Consider the following 16,451-nt stretch of genomic DNA (forward strand, 5'->3'; position numbering starts at 1 on the left):
CCGCCGGCCGGAAACAACCCATGACCCCGAGTCAGCAGCCGATCAACCCCAGCCACAAACTCCGCAACACTCACCCACCAAAATTAACCCGACCCAAACCCCCCAGCCACACCCACGCTTGGCCAGTTCGCCACGCCCTCTAGTGGCCGCCCTCTGGGTACGTTGGCGGCGGGATCAACGGCCCGCCCGGGCGATACGGTTCCGGCACCATGTCCCCGTGCCACAGGTAAATCCCCGAGCCCGGCAGGTACTCATTCCAGCCATACGGCGGCGGATCACCTGCCCATCCCGGTGGATAGAACTTCGCCCCGGGAAAAGCTGACTGCGGCACCCACACGCCCGAGTTCGGGGCCAACTCCACATACGGATCGGGATGACCGTGCTCGTCGACCACCGTGCCCGGCCCCAACGCCCCCGGCGGAAGCAGCTTGTAGTAAGGGATCTCATCGGATCTCACGAAATAGTGCGGAACCTGATCCGGGTGCTTCGTCCTGTCATAAACATCCACCCACGGCGGCGAATCAGGAAAGTTCGGCGGACCCAACCCGCCCTTGCCCGCGTAATGCGGCTCGTGATGCTTGTCCCCAGGCTTCCACTTACCCGACGCATCAAGCGGCGTCGCCGGCGGGGAATCCTTGGCCCCACCCGACAGCGTCTGATACCCCGCCTCCACCTGCCGCAGCCCCGCCGTCACCCCCTGATACTCGGTTTTGGTCGACTGGAGCTGGCCCTGCATCGCCGAAAGGTGTTGATCCATCGCGGCCATCAACAACTGCGCTCCCGCCGGCGAGTTGCTCACCGGCATCAACGACGCCGCCGTCGTGCGGGCCTGATCACGAATCAACGCCGACGCGATCCGGCCCTGCTCACCGATCACCTCACCCTGGGCAGCGGTCTGCGCCAACTCCTCATCCAAACCCGCCGCACCGGTCTGCGCCTGCTGATACGAGCCCGCGGCACCGATCACACCGCTCTGCAACCCACTAGACCCCGCGGGCGAGCCCGGCACCGAACCCACCGCCGACACCGGCAACTCACCACCGGCACCCCAGGCCGGATACAGCTCATGCGCACGCGTCAGCAGCCGATCAACCCCAGCAACAAACGCCGCAACACCCACCCACCAAAACTAACCACCCCACCCCAGCTATGCGACAGCCGAACCAGGCGCGATCGCCGCCCGCGAGTACCGTATCTAATCACTGGCACCATGTACCTATGGCTTTCAATGTCAAAGACGAAGAGGTCATCCGCTTCGCCGACGAGCTCGCCGCCCGCTTGCACCTACCGAGCCGCATCGACGCCATCCGTTATGCCCTGAGGGCCCAGATCGAAATCACCCAATCCCGCACCGGAAACCGCACCGGCGAACTGCTCGACGTCCTCAAGACCGAGATCTGGCCCCTTCTCGACGAACGCACCCCGATTACCAAGCCTGAACGCGAACAGGCCCTCGGATACGACCTAGCAACCGGCGTTTGACGTCCTCCCGCTGGCTGAAGCCAGGGGATTCCAACCCCGTCCACTGCCTATGCGGCAGGAGAGCAGAGTTGAGGTTCACGGTTCGTAGACCGGCTAGTGCCGAGGTCTCCCCGTGCTGTCACCGCCCGTCCGGCGGCGATGTTGCGTGCGGCGTTCACGTCAGCGTTGGTCGGGCCCGCGGTGCAGGCTTGGCACTCGAAAACCGCTTGGCTCTTACGGTTTCCAGGAGCAACATGCCCACATTCGGCGCATCGTTGCGACGTGTACGCGGCCGGGACCTGCTCGACCCGGCCAAAAGCCTTGTTCTGCAAGCGCGCAGCGAAAAGACCCCAACCGCTGCGGCTAATAGCCCGGTTCAGACCGCGCTTCTGCGCAACCCCGACACCAGGTCGCTGGATGGTCCCCCGCGCAGAGCGGGTCATCGCAGGAACATCAAGGGCCTCGAGGCGGATCGTGTCGAAGCGGCGCGCGACATCGGTGGTGGCCTTTTCGACCCAGTCCTTACGGCGGTCGGCCTCACGGGCCTTGAGTTTGGCGATCGCGCGCTTGGTGCGCGCCCGCCGGTTGGAACCACGCTCGGCACGCGCCAGCCGCTTTTGCAGCACCTTCACCCGGGTGGCCTCACTGCGGCTCAGCCCCGCCACGTGCAGCAGTTCACCGGTCGACAAGGCCGCCGCCACTGTCACGCCGCGGTCAATACCCACCACCGAGCCATCGGCAGGCCCGGGAAGCGGTTCCGGTGCGTGGGCGAACGCGATATGCCAGCGCCCGACCCGATCACACGTCACCCGGTAGGACTTGACACCCTCGGGCACCGGCCTCGACAAGCGGACCCGGATCCAGCCGATCTTGGGCACCCATACCCGGCCGAAGCGGCGGTTCAGACGCTCGAAGTGATGCGCTTTCACCGCGACCTGCCGAAAACCCTCATGCACACCGGCTTTGCGCCACGTCGGGCGGCGATGCGTTCCAGCGAAAAAGTTGCGCATCGCCTGCGCGAAATCCCGCAACGTCTGCTGCTGCACCGTCTGCGAGCCCGCCGCCAACCACTCGTATTCGGCACGGGCCGCCGTCAACTGGGCGCACTGCTCGTTATAGCCCGGCGCACGGCGACCCGGCCGCCAATGCTGCTGCTGCTCGACCGCCAAATTCCACACATACCGGGCATGGCGACAATGCTCGGCCAACACCACCGCCTGCTCAGCAGTCGGAAGCAACCGATACCGCGACATACCCGCAACCTAACCGCCACCACCGACAACACCGCGAAAGGAGACGTGGCGTTTCCTCCCCCGGCCAAAGCCAAGGATTTCCACGCCGCAACCAACCGATGAACACCGACTCATCCGCAATCATCGCCCTCATCCAGGGCGAGACCGCCTCCACCGAACAGATCGCCGCGGCCCTCGCCGCCGTCTTCGACCGGCTAAGCAGCGAGATCAACCTTGACCTACAGCCGTTCACCGTTGAGCACGTGGCGCTGGCGCATCGCGCCTACGTCCAGTACGGAAAGGGCCGACATCCCGCCGCTCTCAACTACGGCGACACCATGGCCTACGCCACCGCCAAACTCGCACACGAACCACTCATCGCCGTCGGCAATGACTTCGCCCAAACAGACCTCGAATTCAATGGCGTCATCGGCTACTGGCCGAACGCCCTGATCCGCCACTCCAGACGGGATCTATTGCAGCACTAGGTCTTTCAACGGCGCCCGTAACCCAGCAACCCAGGCCGCATACACCACGTTAAGTAGATCCGCGCCGTGTCGCTCCCAACACAACAGCGCCTCCAACCGACGGCACTTCACGAATTCCCTTGTATAGCTGACGATCTGGCCGGGGTTCTCTACACCATCCAAACCTGGCCGCTGGGCCGCCATCATCACCAGCGCGTCCTCGTGCTGCTCGCCCAACAGCGCCCACTCCTCAGCCTTGGGCCAGCGCTGCGCCACCAGCGCATGGGCGACAGACTGAGCCACCGATGACAACTCCTCACCGGGAATGCCGAATGCCAACTGGCGGGTCAACTCTCGACAATAGTCACGCACCATCGAGTCATCGGCCGCGACCAAATCCGCGTACAAGGCCGCGTCCACGGTTTGCAGCCGATGCGACCGCGACGGCAACAACTCGGCCGCCGGATTATCCACCACGCCAACAGGTTTCACACCAGTCGCTACTTCGGGCACCGCCGGATGCTCCGCCAAGAACTCCGACGGCCACGCCCACGTCGTCGCTACCGCTCCCACGTTATCCGCGCACTCCCGGGCCGCGCGCACTGCCTTATCGGCCGGATTCACCCACCCGAACCAGCGGGCGTCAAACTCCTCACTATGCCCGCCAGCCACCGGCATCGTCTTGCGCAGGAACACACCCGGCGGGATATAGGCTGCGCCGTCGTTCGTGGCCACCCACAACGTTGGCATCCCCGACGTGTTACGGCCAACGGCCACAGCCCAATCCAAGCCAGGGTCCGTCACACTCGCGGCCCCGGCCAGCTCGGCCACCGCCATCCTCGCCAGCTCCAAATCCGACGCAGCCAAATCACGGCCCACCGTCGCGCCCTCACGACGGCCCGCCACCGGCATCAACCCAGTCCCTGCTCCCGACCCCGATGACCCCCCTCCGGTCTCAGCAGGAACCGAGGGCGCAGCTGGCACCGACCCAACCGGCGGCGCACCCGACGCGCCCTGTGGAGGAAGCACCGAACCATACGAGGTCAAACCACCCGCCGGAACACCAGCTGCCGGCACCGGCGCCGCCGCCGGCGTCGATGCGCTCGCCGGCGTTGCAGGAGTCACCGGAGCAGCCGCCGGCGCCGCCGACGTCGGAGCCGTCTCGACCGGCGCCGCCAACGGCGTCAACGGAGCCTGAGCCACCGGCGGAACAGCACCCGCCGCCGACGCACCGGCCGCCAAACCGCGCCCAAAATCCATGCCCAACGACGGCATCTGCGATCCCTGCAAACCTGACGCACTCAGCCCGGTCGGCGGTGCCATACCGCTGGGGAACCCGCCAAAGCCGCCCATTAGACCCTGCAACCCAGACATCGGAAACCCACCAGAGCTCCCACTAGGCATACTCGGCAAACTCGGCAACCCGCTACCCATCAACGAAGTCAACGGATTGTGGCTGGGAGGCAGTACACCGTCCGTTGAGGGACGCGTCGAAATACCGCCGGGCACACCGGTCGCAGGTTCATGCCCGCCTGACGGGTCGGTATGAAGTCCGCTGCCTTTAGCTGGAGACGGCAAGTTGGGGTCGGGTGTGCCAGGTGGCCCAGGGGGCGCGTCTGGATCCGAGGACTGATCTGTTCCGCCGTTCTGCCCAGCTGGTTTTACCTTCGGGCCGCCGGGCCCGCCCTCCTTGAAGTGGTTCGTGAATTGCATGGTGTATTGGCTTGCGAAGCCTTGCAGATCAGACGAGTAGCCCTGAATCGCCGCTCGGTGCACACCCAGGATTACCGCGACCTGGGCAAGTGACTGGCCCGATCCACTGCGCAGAAACGCCTCGGCCTCTTTGTGCGCGGCGTCGCTTTCTTTGGCCATGAGGCGCTTCGTCATACCGACATCGCTGGACGCCCGCTTGAACAAGCCGGAAGCAATCCTGCTGACCTCCGCCTGTTTGAACTTTATCGACGCTGCCTCGGTGTACGCGCTACGCGCAGCATCTGCGCTCGTACCCACCCAGGAGCCTCCGTCGAACACCCTGCTCGCGGCCTGGTGGGCGTCCATCGCGTTGTCCTCGAACGACTTTGATTCATTCAGGAGTGTTTCCGCGTCGTTGGCCAGATGCGTTTCAGAATCTTGCGGCCACACAAATGGTTGGAAGAGGATGTGGACGAACGGCCCGTTCGGTTTGGGGTGATCACCACCGCCGCCACCAAGAGCTGGGATACCTGATGCCAGCTTGGAAATCGGTTTCGCCGCACCAAACAGTTTTAGTAGCCGCTGCGCTTGTTGACTATTGCGCTGCGCCCACCAAGAAGGAATCTCGTCCCCGCTCGGACTACTCACCCCCACCATCGCCGCCTACCGGGGCAAACCACACGCGTCGGCGAAGGCATCCGTTGCGCTATTTCGAACGTCAGTCAGCCGGTTCAGTTCTGGTGTCGGCGTATTGCCCATAGCAGCTGTCGTTTGGTCCAACGTTGCGCCAACGTACCTACGAGCTGCGTCTGTGACGTCTGATGGCACCGCGGGCGTGAGCGCGCTCTGCACAGCAACTGCGCTGTTCACGCCCCGCAGGACGATCGGCATGTTCAGATTCCCCTGCACGCGAAGCCCGCCTTGTCCTTCTTGGCCCCGTACGGATACATCGAAAACTTGGCACAAGTGACTTTTCGCTGCTGCCGCATCGGCAGGACTGACCTGGGCAGTTGGCGGTGCAGCTGGTGCAGCCGACGGTGCGGAGGAGGGTTGCTCGGCCGACTGTGTCGTGTTGTGCATCGCCACGAAGGTGACTGCAGAAGCCGTAGCAGCTGAGATCACCACAGCGAGTGGCAGCCCGAGCGCGACCCACAACCAGCCCCGTCGACGCGGCGGCTTTGGGTTGGGTGGAAAGCCATTAGCGAACGGTGCACCGGTGGGTAGCGCTGTCCCCATCGCCTGCCCGGATAGAGGCAGCGGTGCGGGTGGCTGCGCGGGCGGTTGGGGCAGCGTCACGGATGGCGCCCCTTCCCTCGCCCACGGTGATGAGGTCACTGCTGCTCCTATGTGCTCAGTACGCCTGAGTTACCGGCTTCAGTCGATTGGACGGTCATGATGCTGAACTCTCGGCTTCCAGTGTTCGCCGCCGCGCGGGCCTCCGTTTCGGCCACCTGCACGGCTCGCGCGCCGAGCGCTGCGCCGACCAAGGACGTCATGTAGCCGCCGACACAAAGGCTGCCGAGACTTGAGCCGGACTGTTCAGCTACTGACTCATCTGCGGAGGACAAGCCGGCTTCGGTGTCGGCCGCATCCATCGTGAACTTCGCTGCCATGCCCGCATCTTACCGCCCGGATTGCGGCTACACATCGTCTAACCAGCACCGTTATGTGCGACCACTGTGGAAGGCCGGTAGGGGTCCAAGGCAGTCCCGTGGGTGCGACCCGACCGGTCAAAACGACGTGGCGGCAGGCGTAGTAGGTCGCTGGCGCCAGCAGCACGTGATCAGTAGCCGCTCCGCCTACTGCTGTTGCGCTTCGCCCACCATGGGACCTCGCGTCCGCTCGGGCATCTACCCCACCATGGCCGCCTATCGCGGCAAACCACACGCGTCGGACAGCGCATCAATCGCGCCGTTCGATACGGTCGTCAGACGATTGATTTCATCAATCGATGTATTCCCCATGGCGGCCGTGGCGACATCGAGTGTCGTAGTGATATATCGCTTGGCGGTCGATGCGACGTCAGCTGGTACCGCGGGAACAAGTGCGTTCTCGACCGCCAGCGCGCTCGTCACGGCCTGCAGAGTCACGGGCATATCCAGATTTCCTTGAACCCGAAATCCGCCTTGTCCTTTCTGCCCCACCGAAACCTCAAATACGTGGCATAGATTCTGTTTTGCCATCGTCGCATCGGCCGCGTTGACTTGCGGAGTCGTCGGCGCTACCGGTGCAGAGGATGGTTCGGTGGTCGATTGTGTTCCGTTGTGCATCGCTGCCAACGTGACTATTGAAGCCGTAGCAGCTGAGATCACCACGGCGAGTGGCAGCCCCAGCGTGACCCACAGCCAGCCATAACGACGCGGCGGATTTGGGCCTGGTGCTTGAAATGTGGTGACCACGAGGCGATTTCGACTAGCCCAGCAGGGCCAGACGCGGGTCATCCACCCAGGAGTCGCCCAGGACGCCATAGGCGCTCCACAGGCTCAGTGCGGGGGCGGCTGCACCGCTAAGCCGCACCGGGTAGGTGGAGTCAAATCCGAGCGTCAAGGTCCACTGCTGCAAATCCGGGTAGAACTCGGTGCACGCCTCGAACCAGAAACTAACCATCCCGTGCGGCGTCGTTGTGCAGATGAGCCGATCGGTCGTCACGATCACTGCACAGGTCTGATGAAACCGCCACTGAGCGGCGGCGCGCTGGGCCGCCGCCGCCTTGCGCCGGTGATTGACCACGCCTTGGACCGCCAGTGCCCCGACCATGACCGCCGGATGTCCGACCACAATCAGCGGCAGCGGTGAGTACCGGCCATCGCCGCCACAAAAGCGGCTGTAATCGATCTCGGCGCTGAGCAGCGCGCGCTCCCCCGGCTCGAGGACTGGCCCATACACCTCGATCGGGGTCGGGGCCCGACCGGCCCGCAGCGCTGCCGCGCAACCGCGGCTGTAGTGCCACCACTGCTCAGCTTGAGTGGGCGGGTGCCACATTGCCCGAGGTTGGCACGCACCATCAGTTCCGCCAGCGGGGCCGCCGCGGATGCGTGCTGGCGTCGACTGCCCCCGGCGCACGGGCAGGTTATGCCGCTGCGGTGGCGGTACTTGTGGCGTTGGAATGTCGAACATGTCCGCACGTTACCTTTCCGACGCGACACCGCCCGCCGGGCAGCAGGAGCCTCGCGGTTCACAGGCATGCTGGTGGCCACCCAGGTAACAGTGGCTCATGCGGCGACTCAAGGGCGGATCTCTCGCAGCTCGGCCAAAATCCGGATCGCTTCGGCGCGCTCATCGTCTCCGAGCCAGGGCAGCATCCAGATCAGCGCCTCCTCGGTCTCGCGGGAGGCAGCGCTGAACTCCTCGTCCATCGCCGTGCGGGCGGCCTCGGACATGTGGTCGCGGTGCTCGAGAAACGCCTGGCGCATCGTGACCAGTCGCTGAGCAACAGCGAACCGCTCGGCCGCCGCCCTGGCCGTATCCGCGCTTGCGGGCGGGCCCGCCGCCACACTCGGGGCGCCGGCCGCGCGAGGTGTACCGCCGTCCAAGACGACGTCGACGCTGCCGTCTTGCCATTCAATTGCCCGTTCCAAGGCTCGGCGCAGCCGGCGGCTCAGGCGGCCTGAGCGGTTGGTTTCCACCGCGCGCACCGTCGCTACCGACAGGCCGCCGCGTTCGGCGACATCGGTCTGGGTCAGCTTGAGCTGTTTGCGGCGAAGTCGCACTTCGGTGGCCAGCCGCTCCCAGGACATGACCCGTATCTTGCCCGACAAACCGCCAGATTTCGCCATCCGCGCCGCTAAAACAGAGGATTCAGCGCTTTGGGGTCTCCGTGATTTGAGCGCAATGGCTCCGGCCGTGAAACACCCTCTGACATGCGTCGACACCGCTTCCTGCTGCGGGCTGCGTGGGTAGGCGGAGGCGGCCATCCTCAAATTTTAGCGGTGTAACCGCTAAAACCGCCAGAATATCTGTTAGATTATCGGTAATTCACGGGTGTTCCGCCGCAGTGAAGAACTGACCACCAGGAAGGAAACTGCCATGACCACCGCCCTCCCCCGTCCTGCCGAAACCCCCACCACCGTTGCCAGGCTCTTCTCGTCCTTCCAGATGCGCGCCGAGGTGCGCCTGTTCCAAACCAGCCAGGACTTGGCCTGCCAAGAAGATCCCGAGCTGTTCTTCAACCCCCGTACCAAGCACCGCGCCATCAGGCGCTGCGCTGAATGCCCATTCCGCGGCCGCTGCGGCTACAACGCCGTGGCCACCGGCGCCACACACGGCGTCTGGGGTGGCGTCATCCTCCCCGGCGCCAAGCCCAAAGAACTCAGGCCGATCTATGCGCACCTGGCCGCCCAGTTTGAACAGCGCCGCCAGACCGAACTCGGCGACCTCCAGGTCGCCCCGCTGCCCGACCGGATCGACGACATCGACGTCGACGAGACCGAGGACGACGAACCACTGGTCTTTCACGCCGGCGCCGCATAGGAGGTTGCGATGAGCTCCGTCATCGCCGAGCATCCCGCGATCGCCAGCATCGATGACAATGGCACCGAACGCATCACCGTGTTCGACGACGACACATCGGTCATTTGCGGCGCCTACCGACCCGTCGGCCACCTGTACTGGCGGCTGTATCTCGCTGCAGCAGTCGCCAGCGCCGCCTGCCCCACTGCGCAAGTCCCACCCCCACATCTGCTGGCAGCCCGCCGCGAAGACGCGTGTCGATGGGTCGAACTCATTGGACGCCTCTACACCCACCCGGCAGCGGTCGGCGGATAAGCCCACTGAAGGTCCTCATCGTGGATCGTGCGCGTTTCCGCGTCGGCCACGGTCCCTATCCGCTGCGCTCAACACGCGGCTTGCCGTCCGCGTGCTGAGCCCGTTGCCTCGAGCCTACTTCACCAGCAATGGCCCCCGGGTGCGCGATCACCAGTCGGTGCGCAGCGCCTTGAGCTCATGCCAGGACGACTCGGGCCCCCAGTACCGGTCGATCACCTCGTTGCTGGCCTCGCGTAGTCGCTCATTGCCATCGCGCAGCACCTCGGTGATCAAGTCTTCCAGCCCGGTGTGGGTGTAATCGGTCAGAGCGGTCGGCTCGATGTACAAATCCCGCAGGTAGCCATCGCGGTCGAACGAGGCCACCACCACATCGCTGATCGGGTCGCGTTCACTGATGTTCTGCACGGCCGTGTTCAGTTCGGCGATCATCGCCCGGGTCACTCGAAGCCCCTGATCGACCGCCGCGATTCGTTCCTGAGGCGTGCTCACGGCTTGTTCCGATCATCGGGTTTCGGGCGGCCTTCTCGGCGGTTTTTGACCGGCTCACTGTTGGCCGGCGCCACCACTTTGAGCTTGCGGTCGCGGTAAAGCTGCTTGTTGTCCGCGCCGGAACCCTCGCGGCCGGCGCCCCGCGGCGGCATCATCATCGGGCCCATAGCGCCCATCGCCGGTGCGGGTGTTTCCGGCGCGACCGGCGCCGGCGACGGTGCCGAGATCGGCGCGGCCGCGGCCGGGGCCGCGGCGACTTCGGTCGGTGGGGCCAATGGAGCCTCCCCACCAGCAGGCTCGGTGTCTGCTCCACCTCCTCCTCCAGCACCCATGTCGTCGGGAGCCGACAGATCGCCGCCTGATGGGGGCTCGGGTGACTGCGGTGACCCTTCGCCGCCGTGCTGCGGTTCACCACCCGAGGGATGCTGGCCGCCCAGACCGCTCATCATCGGCGCGGCCGCCTGTTCCATCCCCTGCAGTGCCTTTTGGCCGGCACCGGCCAGACCGCCCAGCACACCACCCAAGCCGCCCACCACGCCGCCGATGACGCCTGGAATGACTTGTGAGGGCAGCTCGGCGCCCGCCGAAGGCAGCGCATCGCCTAGCGGATTCGCCGCCGCGGCAGGATCGGTGGCGCCGGCCGGCCAAGTCGGCCCGCTGGTCAGATGTTGTCCCAGACCCGGACCACCTTGCACCGGATCCAGCGGTGCGCTCTTGGGTGAGTGCAGTGTCTCGCGCTGACCCACCGGCCCTTCACCGACGCCAACGGGCGGCGCCGCGGGCGCCACATCCGGGATCGGGCCCGGCGGCGGTGTCGGCACCCTCGGCTGCGCCGGAGCCGCCTCGGCGAACGTGTACGTGCCAAACCCCGACGTCGCGGCCGAATACAGCTTGGAGACCTTCACCTGGGCATTAACCACCGCAACCCGCTGAAGGCCCCCGGAGCGCGCATTGGACTGCAAGGCCGCTTTGAGCTCTCGCTCGGCGTCGAGCACCTGGCGATAAGGCGGCACATCGGTGAGGACTTTGGAGAAATGCTGCACATGATTCCCGGCCTGCTCGGCCAAGCCGTCCACAAACTCGGCGTGGCCCTGATACCAGGTCTGCAGCGCGCGCATCCGGGCCATGGCCGCATCCGCTGAGGATGACTGCCAGGCCTCCCCCGCGGTGCTCATTGCCGAGCCGAGCTGATCGGCCGCGTCGCGCAGCTGCCGGGATTCGGCGCGCAAGCTTGATTCCATCACCTGCCAGGTCTGCTTGCCGGTGCCGGCGCGGCCGGTTTCGATCAGGCGGGCGATATCGCGCGGGCTTGCCGGGACCTCACCGGCGGGCAGGTTCGCCCCCACGCCGCCAGCGCCCAGATCCGCGGGCATCACCTGCCCCCCCGGCATGCTGCGCCCGCCCGGGGCCGCCGCAGCTCCGCCCCCGCTGCCCAGCCTCGCGGCTGACTGGGCTTCTTGAGCGTCATAGGCGCCGGCAGTGGCATCGAGGGTCACTCCGAACTGGCCTGCTATCGCGTTGGCCAGCACGGTGTATTTGCGCGCCAATGTCACCTGCGCGGTCAACCGGGTGCTCGCCCCCACCGACACCATGTCCGATGCGCTGGGCTGCACCTGAGCCGAACCCGGTGTCGCGGTCGCGCCAGCAGCATCTGCCTGACGCCCCGCCGATCGGACGACGTCGGTATCAACGCGTACTGAATCCGCCACCGCGTAGCCCTCGAGTTAGGTCTGCAGGATTTGCTGGCTGTCGCCTTCGGTCTGCTGGTAGGAGCCCAGGCTGGACCGGATATGGCCGGCCACGCCCTCGCAATACTGCCCCAACGAGTGACCCGCCGCCGTGCGCGCCTGCAGCGTCTCATGCAGCGCCTGGCGCACTTCCCAGCCGATGTCACCGAAGCTTTGTCCCACGCTTTGCGCCGTGCCGGGATCGACAGAGAGACGTTCTCGCACCCGCGGGGCCTCTTGATCCCACCACTGTGCGTGCTGATCCCACTCGTCGAAATTCAGCATCACATCGTTGCCGGCCACTGCACACCTCCGGTTGAACTGGCTCTTTGCTAAAGCCTAACAACGGCTTCGCGCGCTACGCATCGGTCGAACGATTTCAAAAATTGAGGGTTCGTCGGTATTCGTCGACGTCGGTCAGACTTGGCCACCCCGGCGTCGTCGGCAGCGTCGCCCCGGTCTGCTCAATGATGCGCATACGCTGCTCGGCGCGCGCGCGCATCAACGCCAGCCGGTGCAGCCGCATAATGCGCTCCGCCAGGATCTCTGCGGTCCACGAGCGGGTGACTTCCGGTTCGAGTTGGACCCGAAGGCCCTCCCCTTGCCAGTCCAGCTCGACCATCAGGGCCCCATCGGCCGACCATTCAGCGACAGTGGGAAGGACTTCCTGCTGGGGTTGCTCGTCGGTCACGGCGACTCCCGCATCATTGGCCCACATTTAGCCACCGCTGGTCGTCGTGGCTGGCAGCCCGGCCGGGGCAGCGGGCACCGGCGCGCCCGAGGGGGGCGCAGTGCCGGCCAGCGCGGGCGGGTCGACCCAGCCCAGAAAATCACCGGTAGGCAGCGCACTTTGCGGTTGTAGCTGGCCATCAAGCCAGATTTTGCCATTACCCATGTACATCACGGGGTCACGACTCTTGAATTGCGCGATTTGACCGGGCACCAAATGGCTCGGGTCGGCCGGCGCGGTCACCGGTGTTCCCGGCGGCGGCAGCTCCACGTGGGCCTGCTTCCACCCATCGCTGACCGTCGCCCCATTAAGCACGGCGCGCACCGCGGCGGCGTGTTGGGCGGTGGTCGCTGTCACCGGAGACCCGTCAGGCATCTGTATCACCCGGCTCGGGTCAGTGCTGGCCGCGCTCGCGGGCACCGCGGTAGCCGGGGCCGGCTGGGTCGCCGGTTGCGGCGACGTCGCGCCCGCGGGCTGTGTCTGGCCGTTCTTATCGCCGCTATCGCCCTTGGCCGGCGTCGCCTCGCCGTTCTTGTCGCCGTCGGCTTTGCCGTGCGACCCGTCCTGGAAATCATCGGATTTGCCGTGGTCGCGGGTGTCGCCGTCTTTGAACCCGTCACCGCCTTGGCCGGCCAAACCGCTCGCCAGCGGGCCCAACGCGCCCAGCGCGTCCATCGGCAGCGAGCCCGCACCACCACCTAGCGCGCCCGGGATCGCACCCAGGCCCGCCATCGCCGGGCCCAACATCGACAGCGGATCGCCCATACCGGCGCCGCCCAGCCCGGCCAGCGGATCGGTCAACCCGCCACCAGCGCCCTCACCAGCCGGATTCCCGCCGCCCGGACCGCCGCCGTCACCACCGCCACCGCCCGCCCCGGTGCCGGTGTCTGCGCCGGTGCCAGCGTCGCCGCCGCCATCACCCCCGTCGGCGCCGTTAGCGTCGGCCTTGGGTCTCTTCTTCGGATCACCGCCGCTGCCGCGGTACTGATTCCCCAGGGCCGCAAGTAACTCGGCCTGCTTTTTGCTGTCCACTTTGGCGCTGGCGAGAAGTTGTTGAATCTGGGCCAGCTGACCATCCAGAAATTGGTTGAACAACGCCATCGCGTGGGGATCGTTGGCCATCTGGGGGTTCGACGTCAGCGCGTGACGCGCCGTATCGATGCTGGAGATGATGGCGCTGATCCTCGAACGGGTGTCGTCATTGGCGGCGAAAATCTCTTTCAGCAGCCCGGCCAGCTTGTCATCGGTCGCCGCGATGTGTCCGCTTGCCTGCTGGTAGGAGGTACCCGCCTGATCGGCGCCTTGCTGTAATCCGTTGGGGCCGTTGGGCACTTGCGGAGCCGGCGTTGCCGCAGCCGGCCCCCACGGCGGCCCCGAGGTCGGCATGGTGGCCGGCATCCACGCGGGCGGCTGCGTACTGACCTCGTCATGCCCGCGAAATAGCCCCTTGAGGTCATCGAGCAAGTCATCTAAGACGTCGGAAATGCTCATCGCGCGCTCAAATCCCCTCTAACTGCAGGTCGTTGGGCAAAACGCTACCGCCGCACCAACGGCTATGCGACGGCCGCCGCCCACAGATCTGCTCGGGCCCAGCACCGACAAGCGGATCACCCGCACCGGCTGGCCTGCTAGCGACTGGTGGCCGCGGTTCCCAGCACCAGCGGGGCCGCATCGCGGGTCTTGGCGACCGTGTCGTGACTTCTCCGGCCGCTGGAAGGGGCCGGCTTCTTTTACGCCGCGGTTGCGGTGTGTAGGGCCAGTCCAGCCCTCAGTATGTTGCGTGCGGCGTGCGCGTCGGCGGGTGCGGTGTGACCGCAGCGTTGGCAGACGAATTCCGCTTGGCTGACGCGATTCTCGGGTGCTGCGTGACCGCAGCACTCACACCTGTCGGAGGTGTGCTGGGGGTTGACCTCGATCCAGGTGCGCCCAGCGTCTTCCGCTTTGGCGCGCAGTATCGAGACGAACTGGCCCCAGCCAGCGTCACTGATCGATTGGTTGAGCCCGGACTTGGCCCGGGCACCGTTGGCCAGGTACTGCCCGGGGTTGTCCGGATCAGGTTTGGGCTTCGCACGGCGCAGCATGTTCGAGATCTTGAGGTCCTCGACCACCAGCAGCTCGTAGCGGGCCACGAGTTCGCGAGCCTGTTTGTGGTGAAAGTCTTTACGCCGGTTGGCAATCTTACGATGCCGAGCGGCCACCGTCTCCCGGCGCGCGACCCGGGCTATTGGAGCCGCGCTTTGCGCGCTGCAATCGGTCCTGAGCCGCCTCCAACCGGGCGGCCTCCGCACGTGCCCACCGTGGATTGGCGACCTCGGTGCCATCAGAAAGCGTCGCGTAGGTCACCACTCCGACGTCGATCCCGGCCTGGCCGCCGGTGGCCGGTAACCGGTTGGTGGGAACGTCGTCACACGAGAGCACCAGCATCCAGCGCCGGCCGGCGCGTTTGATCTGGATCGTTTTCACCCGGCCCTGCACCTGGCGGTGCAGATGCACCTTCACCTCACCAACACCCTGCAAATACACCCGCCTGCTCCCGGGTAGCCAGCGTGCCCCGTCCCCGTCTTTGGGCCATTCCACCGAATCGAAGCGGGCCTTGCCCTTGAACCGCGGATAGCCCGGCGTCTGACCGCGTTTGACGCGGCGGAAGAACCCGTCGAACGCCTTGGTCAACCGGCGCAGGGTGGCCTGTTGGCTGGAAAACGACCACACTGCCTGATCCGGGCACACACTGCGGATCTCAGACAACTGTGCGGCCTGATCCCCGTAGTAGATGCGAGTCTTGTTGTGCGACCAGGCATCCCGGCGTTCCTGCAACGCCCCGTTATACAGCTCGCGATGCGCATCCAGGCACGCCGCCAACGCCACATGCTGACGTGCCGTCGGACGCAACCGGAACACATACGCACGTCGCATCAGGCCACTGCATCCCACTGGTGTTCGATGTAGCAGCGCACCGTCGACTCCCAGACGTATCCGACTGAGGCGGCGAAATACGACGGCGACGACAACACCTGGGCGAACCGCCGCAGGTACGGGAACTCTTGCCGGAGCACCCGGGCGGTGCGGCCCTTGAACGCCCGTACCACCGCCGCCGGTGCGTCGATCAGGCCGACGCGGACGAACAGGTGCATGTGATCGGGCATCACCTCGGCGGCCACGATCTCCCAGCCATGCAGCAACGGTGGCTCGCCGTGAGGCCGCCTACAGAACTAACCCGACTAGCCCTAGCCAGCGCCTCTAGCCGATTTGGACACGCTCCAGCACTGTTCTCGACGACGTAGGCCGTACGGCGGTTGCCGACCTCGCAGGTGTTCAGCTGACGCTAACAAGTTCGACAAGCGCTCAAGGCTGTCGTTTGTCGACGAACCCTTGCCGATCCGTCAAGCGATCTATTGTAGAAGCTGATACATACTGTATCATCACGTGTGGAGCACGCCGGAGATGTCGGTCATTTCGGTGGCTGATGTATGAGACGGTCACCGTACGGGCAGGGTTTCGCGCTTGAGTGAACGATGAAGAGATGGCCGTGTGACACCGCTTGAGCGGCGCAGCGTGTCCGCTGTTGTGGGTGATGGTGGCGCCGAGTTTCGATGGTGAGGCGGTGAACTGATGGCCGAGTTCATGGACGGTCGTGGGGATGGGTCGGCGGTTTTGTTTTTTGACCCGAATACCTTCCCCGCTGCGGTGGCCGGGGTGGCCCGGGCTTGCGACAGCATGGAAACGATCACGAAACAGGTTCCCCCAGCATCGGTGGATATGCACGCGTTCGGCGCTGTGAGTGCGGCGTGGCTGGCATTTCACACAGCGTGGTCGGCTGAGATGGCGACGGCGTGGTCAGCGCTTGATGAAATGGTCGGCATCTTGCCTGCTGTCGGCACGGCGTACGTGT

The 16,451-nt window shown here is 65.6% G+C and carries 19 protein-coding genes; 4 read left to right on the top strand and 15 right to left on the bottom strand.

The features are described 5' to 3' along the window. Positions 1-139: 139 nt before the first annotated feature. Complete coding sequence (locus tag ACQI5H_RS22600) at positions 140-1,120, bottom strand: hypothetical protein (RefSeq protein ID WP_427081521.1); 981 nt, start codon at positions 1,118-1,120, stop codon at positions 140-142. Positions 1,121-1,218: 98 nt separating this feature from the next. Here ACQI5H_RS22600 and ACQI5H_RS22605 point away from each other — a divergent pair, with 98 nt between their 5' ends. Beyond that, on the top strand, positions 1,219-1,482 hold the full coding sequence (locus ACQI5H_RS22605) for a type II toxin-antitoxin system VapB family antitoxin (protein WP_427081522.1): 264 nt from the start codon (positions 1,219-1,221) through the stop codon (positions 1,480-1,482). A gap of 47 nt (positions 1,483-1,529) precedes the next feature. On the opposite strand, the gene ACQI5H_RS22610 is transcribed toward ACQI5H_RS22605, so the two are convergent. Next, positions 1,530-2,714, bottom strand: a complete 1,185-nt coding sequence (locus tag ACQI5H_RS22610) for an RNA-guided endonuclease InsQ/TnpB family protein (RefSeq protein ID WP_427081523.1) — start codon at positions 2,712-2,714, stop codon at positions 1,530-1,532. Positions 2,715-2,812: 98 nt separating this feature from the next. Between ACQI5H_RS22610 and ACQI5H_RS22615 the strand changes: the two genes are divergently transcribed. Continuing rightward, on the top strand, positions 2,813-3,181 hold the full coding sequence (locus ACQI5H_RS22615) for a type II toxin-antitoxin system VapC family toxin (protein ID WP_427081524.1): 369 nt from the start codon (positions 2,813-2,815) through the stop codon (positions 3,179-3,181). Here the strand turns inward: ACQI5H_RS22615 and ACQI5H_RS22620 are convergent. The 5 genes from ACQI5H_RS22620 to ACQI5H_RS22640 form a co-directional block, all read right to left on the bottom strand. After that, positions 3,167-4,072, bottom strand: coding sequence for a chemotaxis protein (locus ACQI5H_RS22620; RefSeq protein ID WP_427081525.1), 906 nt, complete (start codon positions 4,070-4,072; stop codon positions 3,167-3,169). The genes ACQI5H_RS22615 and ACQI5H_RS22620 overlap by 15 nt on opposite strands. 2,123 nt (positions 4,073-6,195) lie before the next feature. After that, the gene (locus ACQI5H_RS22625) at positions 6,196-6,465 is read right to left on the bottom strand and encodes a hypothetical protein (protein WP_427081526.1); all 270 of its coding nucleotides are present in this window, start codon (positions 6,463-6,465) and stop codon (positions 6,196-6,198) included. Between the two features lie 255 nt (positions 6,466-6,720). Beyond that, a complete protein-coding gene (locus tag ACQI5H_RS22630; protein ID WP_427081527.1) occupies positions 6,721-7,251 on the bottom strand; it encodes a hypothetical protein in 531 nt (176 codons plus the stop codon). Between the two features lie 13 nt (positions 7,252-7,264). Next, positions 7,265-7,834: a hypothetical protein gene (locus tag ACQI5H_RS22635; RefSeq protein ID WP_427081528.1), complete on the bottom strand. Its 570-nt coding sequence runs from the start codon at positions 7,832-7,834 to the stop codon at positions 7,265-7,267. A gap of 242 nt (positions 7,835-8,076) precedes the next feature. Next, entirely contained in the window at positions 8,077-8,766 is a 690-nt protein-coding gene (locus ACQI5H_RS22640) for a helix-turn-helix domain-containing protein (protein ID WP_427081529.1), read from the bottom strand. A gap of 112 nt (positions 8,767-8,878) precedes the next feature. Here ACQI5H_RS22640 and ACQI5H_RS22645 point away from each other — a divergent pair, with 112 nt between their 5' ends. Next, positions 8,879-9,322: a WhiB family transcriptional regulator gene (locus ACQI5H_RS22645; protein ID WP_427081530.1), complete on the top strand. Its 444-nt coding sequence runs from the start codon at positions 8,879-8,881 to the stop codon at positions 9,320-9,322. Between the two features lie 9 nt (positions 9,323-9,331). Beyond that, positions 9,332-9,616: a hypothetical protein gene (locus tag ACQI5H_RS22650; RefSeq protein WP_427081531.1), complete on the top strand. Its 285-nt coding sequence runs from the start codon at positions 9,332-9,334 to the stop codon at positions 9,614-9,616. Positions 9,617-9,763: 147 nt separating this feature from the next. On the opposite strand, the gene ACQI5H_RS22655 is transcribed toward ACQI5H_RS22650, so the two are convergent. From ACQI5H_RS22655 to tnpA, 8 genes are all read right to left on the bottom strand, one after another. Beyond that, positions 9,764-10,105, bottom strand: coding sequence for a hypothetical protein (locus tag ACQI5H_RS22655; protein ID WP_427081532.1), 342 nt, complete (start codon positions 10,103-10,105; stop codon positions 9,764-9,766). Beyond that, positions 10,102-11,814 (bottom strand): PPE domain-containing protein, encoded by a 1,713-nt coding sequence (locus tag ACQI5H_RS22660; RefSeq protein ID WP_427081533.1) that lies wholly within the window; start codon positions 11,812-11,814, stop codon positions 10,102-10,104. The genes ACQI5H_RS22655 and ACQI5H_RS22660 overlap by 4 nt, the downstream gene beginning before the upstream one ends. A 15-nt stretch (positions 11,815-11,829) precedes the next feature. Then, positions 11,830-12,135 (bottom strand): type VII secretion target, encoded by a 306-nt coding sequence (locus tag ACQI5H_RS22665; RefSeq protein WP_427081534.1) that lies wholly within the window; start codon positions 12,133-12,135, stop codon positions 11,830-11,832. Positions 12,136-12,211: 76 nt separating this feature from the next. Further along, positions 12,212-12,523 (bottom strand): hypothetical protein, encoded by a 312-nt coding sequence (locus ACQI5H_RS22670; RefSeq protein WP_427081535.1) that lies wholly within the window; start codon positions 12,521-12,523, stop codon positions 12,212-12,214. A 27-nt stretch (positions 12,524-12,550) separates the two neighbouring features. Then, positions 12,551-14,053 carry a DUF4226 domain-containing protein gene (locus tag ACQI5H_RS22675; RefSeq protein ID WP_427081536.1) on the bottom strand — a complete coding sequence of 501 codons (1,503 nt, stop codon included), beginning with the start codon at positions 14,051-14,053 and terminating at the stop codon, positions 12,551-12,553. A gap of 239 nt (positions 14,054-14,292) precedes the next feature. Beyond that, complete coding sequence (locus tag ACQI5H_RS22680) at positions 14,293-14,850, bottom strand: RNA-guided endonuclease InsQ/TnpB family protein (protein WP_427081537.1); 558 nt, start codon at positions 14,848-14,850, stop codon at positions 14,293-14,295. Then, positions 14,741-15,475 carry an RNA-guided endonuclease InsQ/TnpB family protein gene (locus ACQI5H_RS22685; RefSeq protein ID WP_427081538.1) on the bottom strand — a complete coding sequence of 245 codons (735 nt, stop codon included), beginning with the start codon at positions 15,473-15,475 and terminating at the stop codon, positions 14,741-14,743. Before ACQI5H_RS22685 ends, ACQI5H_RS22680 begins: the two co-directional genes overlap by 110 nt. Beyond that, a complete protein-coding gene (gene tnpA / locus ACQI5H_RS22690; RefSeq protein WP_427081539.1) occupies positions 15,475-15,741 on the bottom strand; it encodes an IS200/IS605 family transposase in 267 nt (88 codons plus the stop codon). Before tnpA ends, ACQI5H_RS22685 begins: the two co-directional genes overlap by 1 nt. Positions 15,742-16,451 lie beyond the last annotated feature (710 nt).

Source organism: Mycobacterium heidelbergense, from assembly GCF_050205645.1.
GTDB classification, from domain to species: domain Bacteria; phylum Actinomycetota; class Actinomycetes; order Mycobacteriales; family Mycobacteriaceae; genus Mycobacterium; species Mycobacterium heidelbergense_A.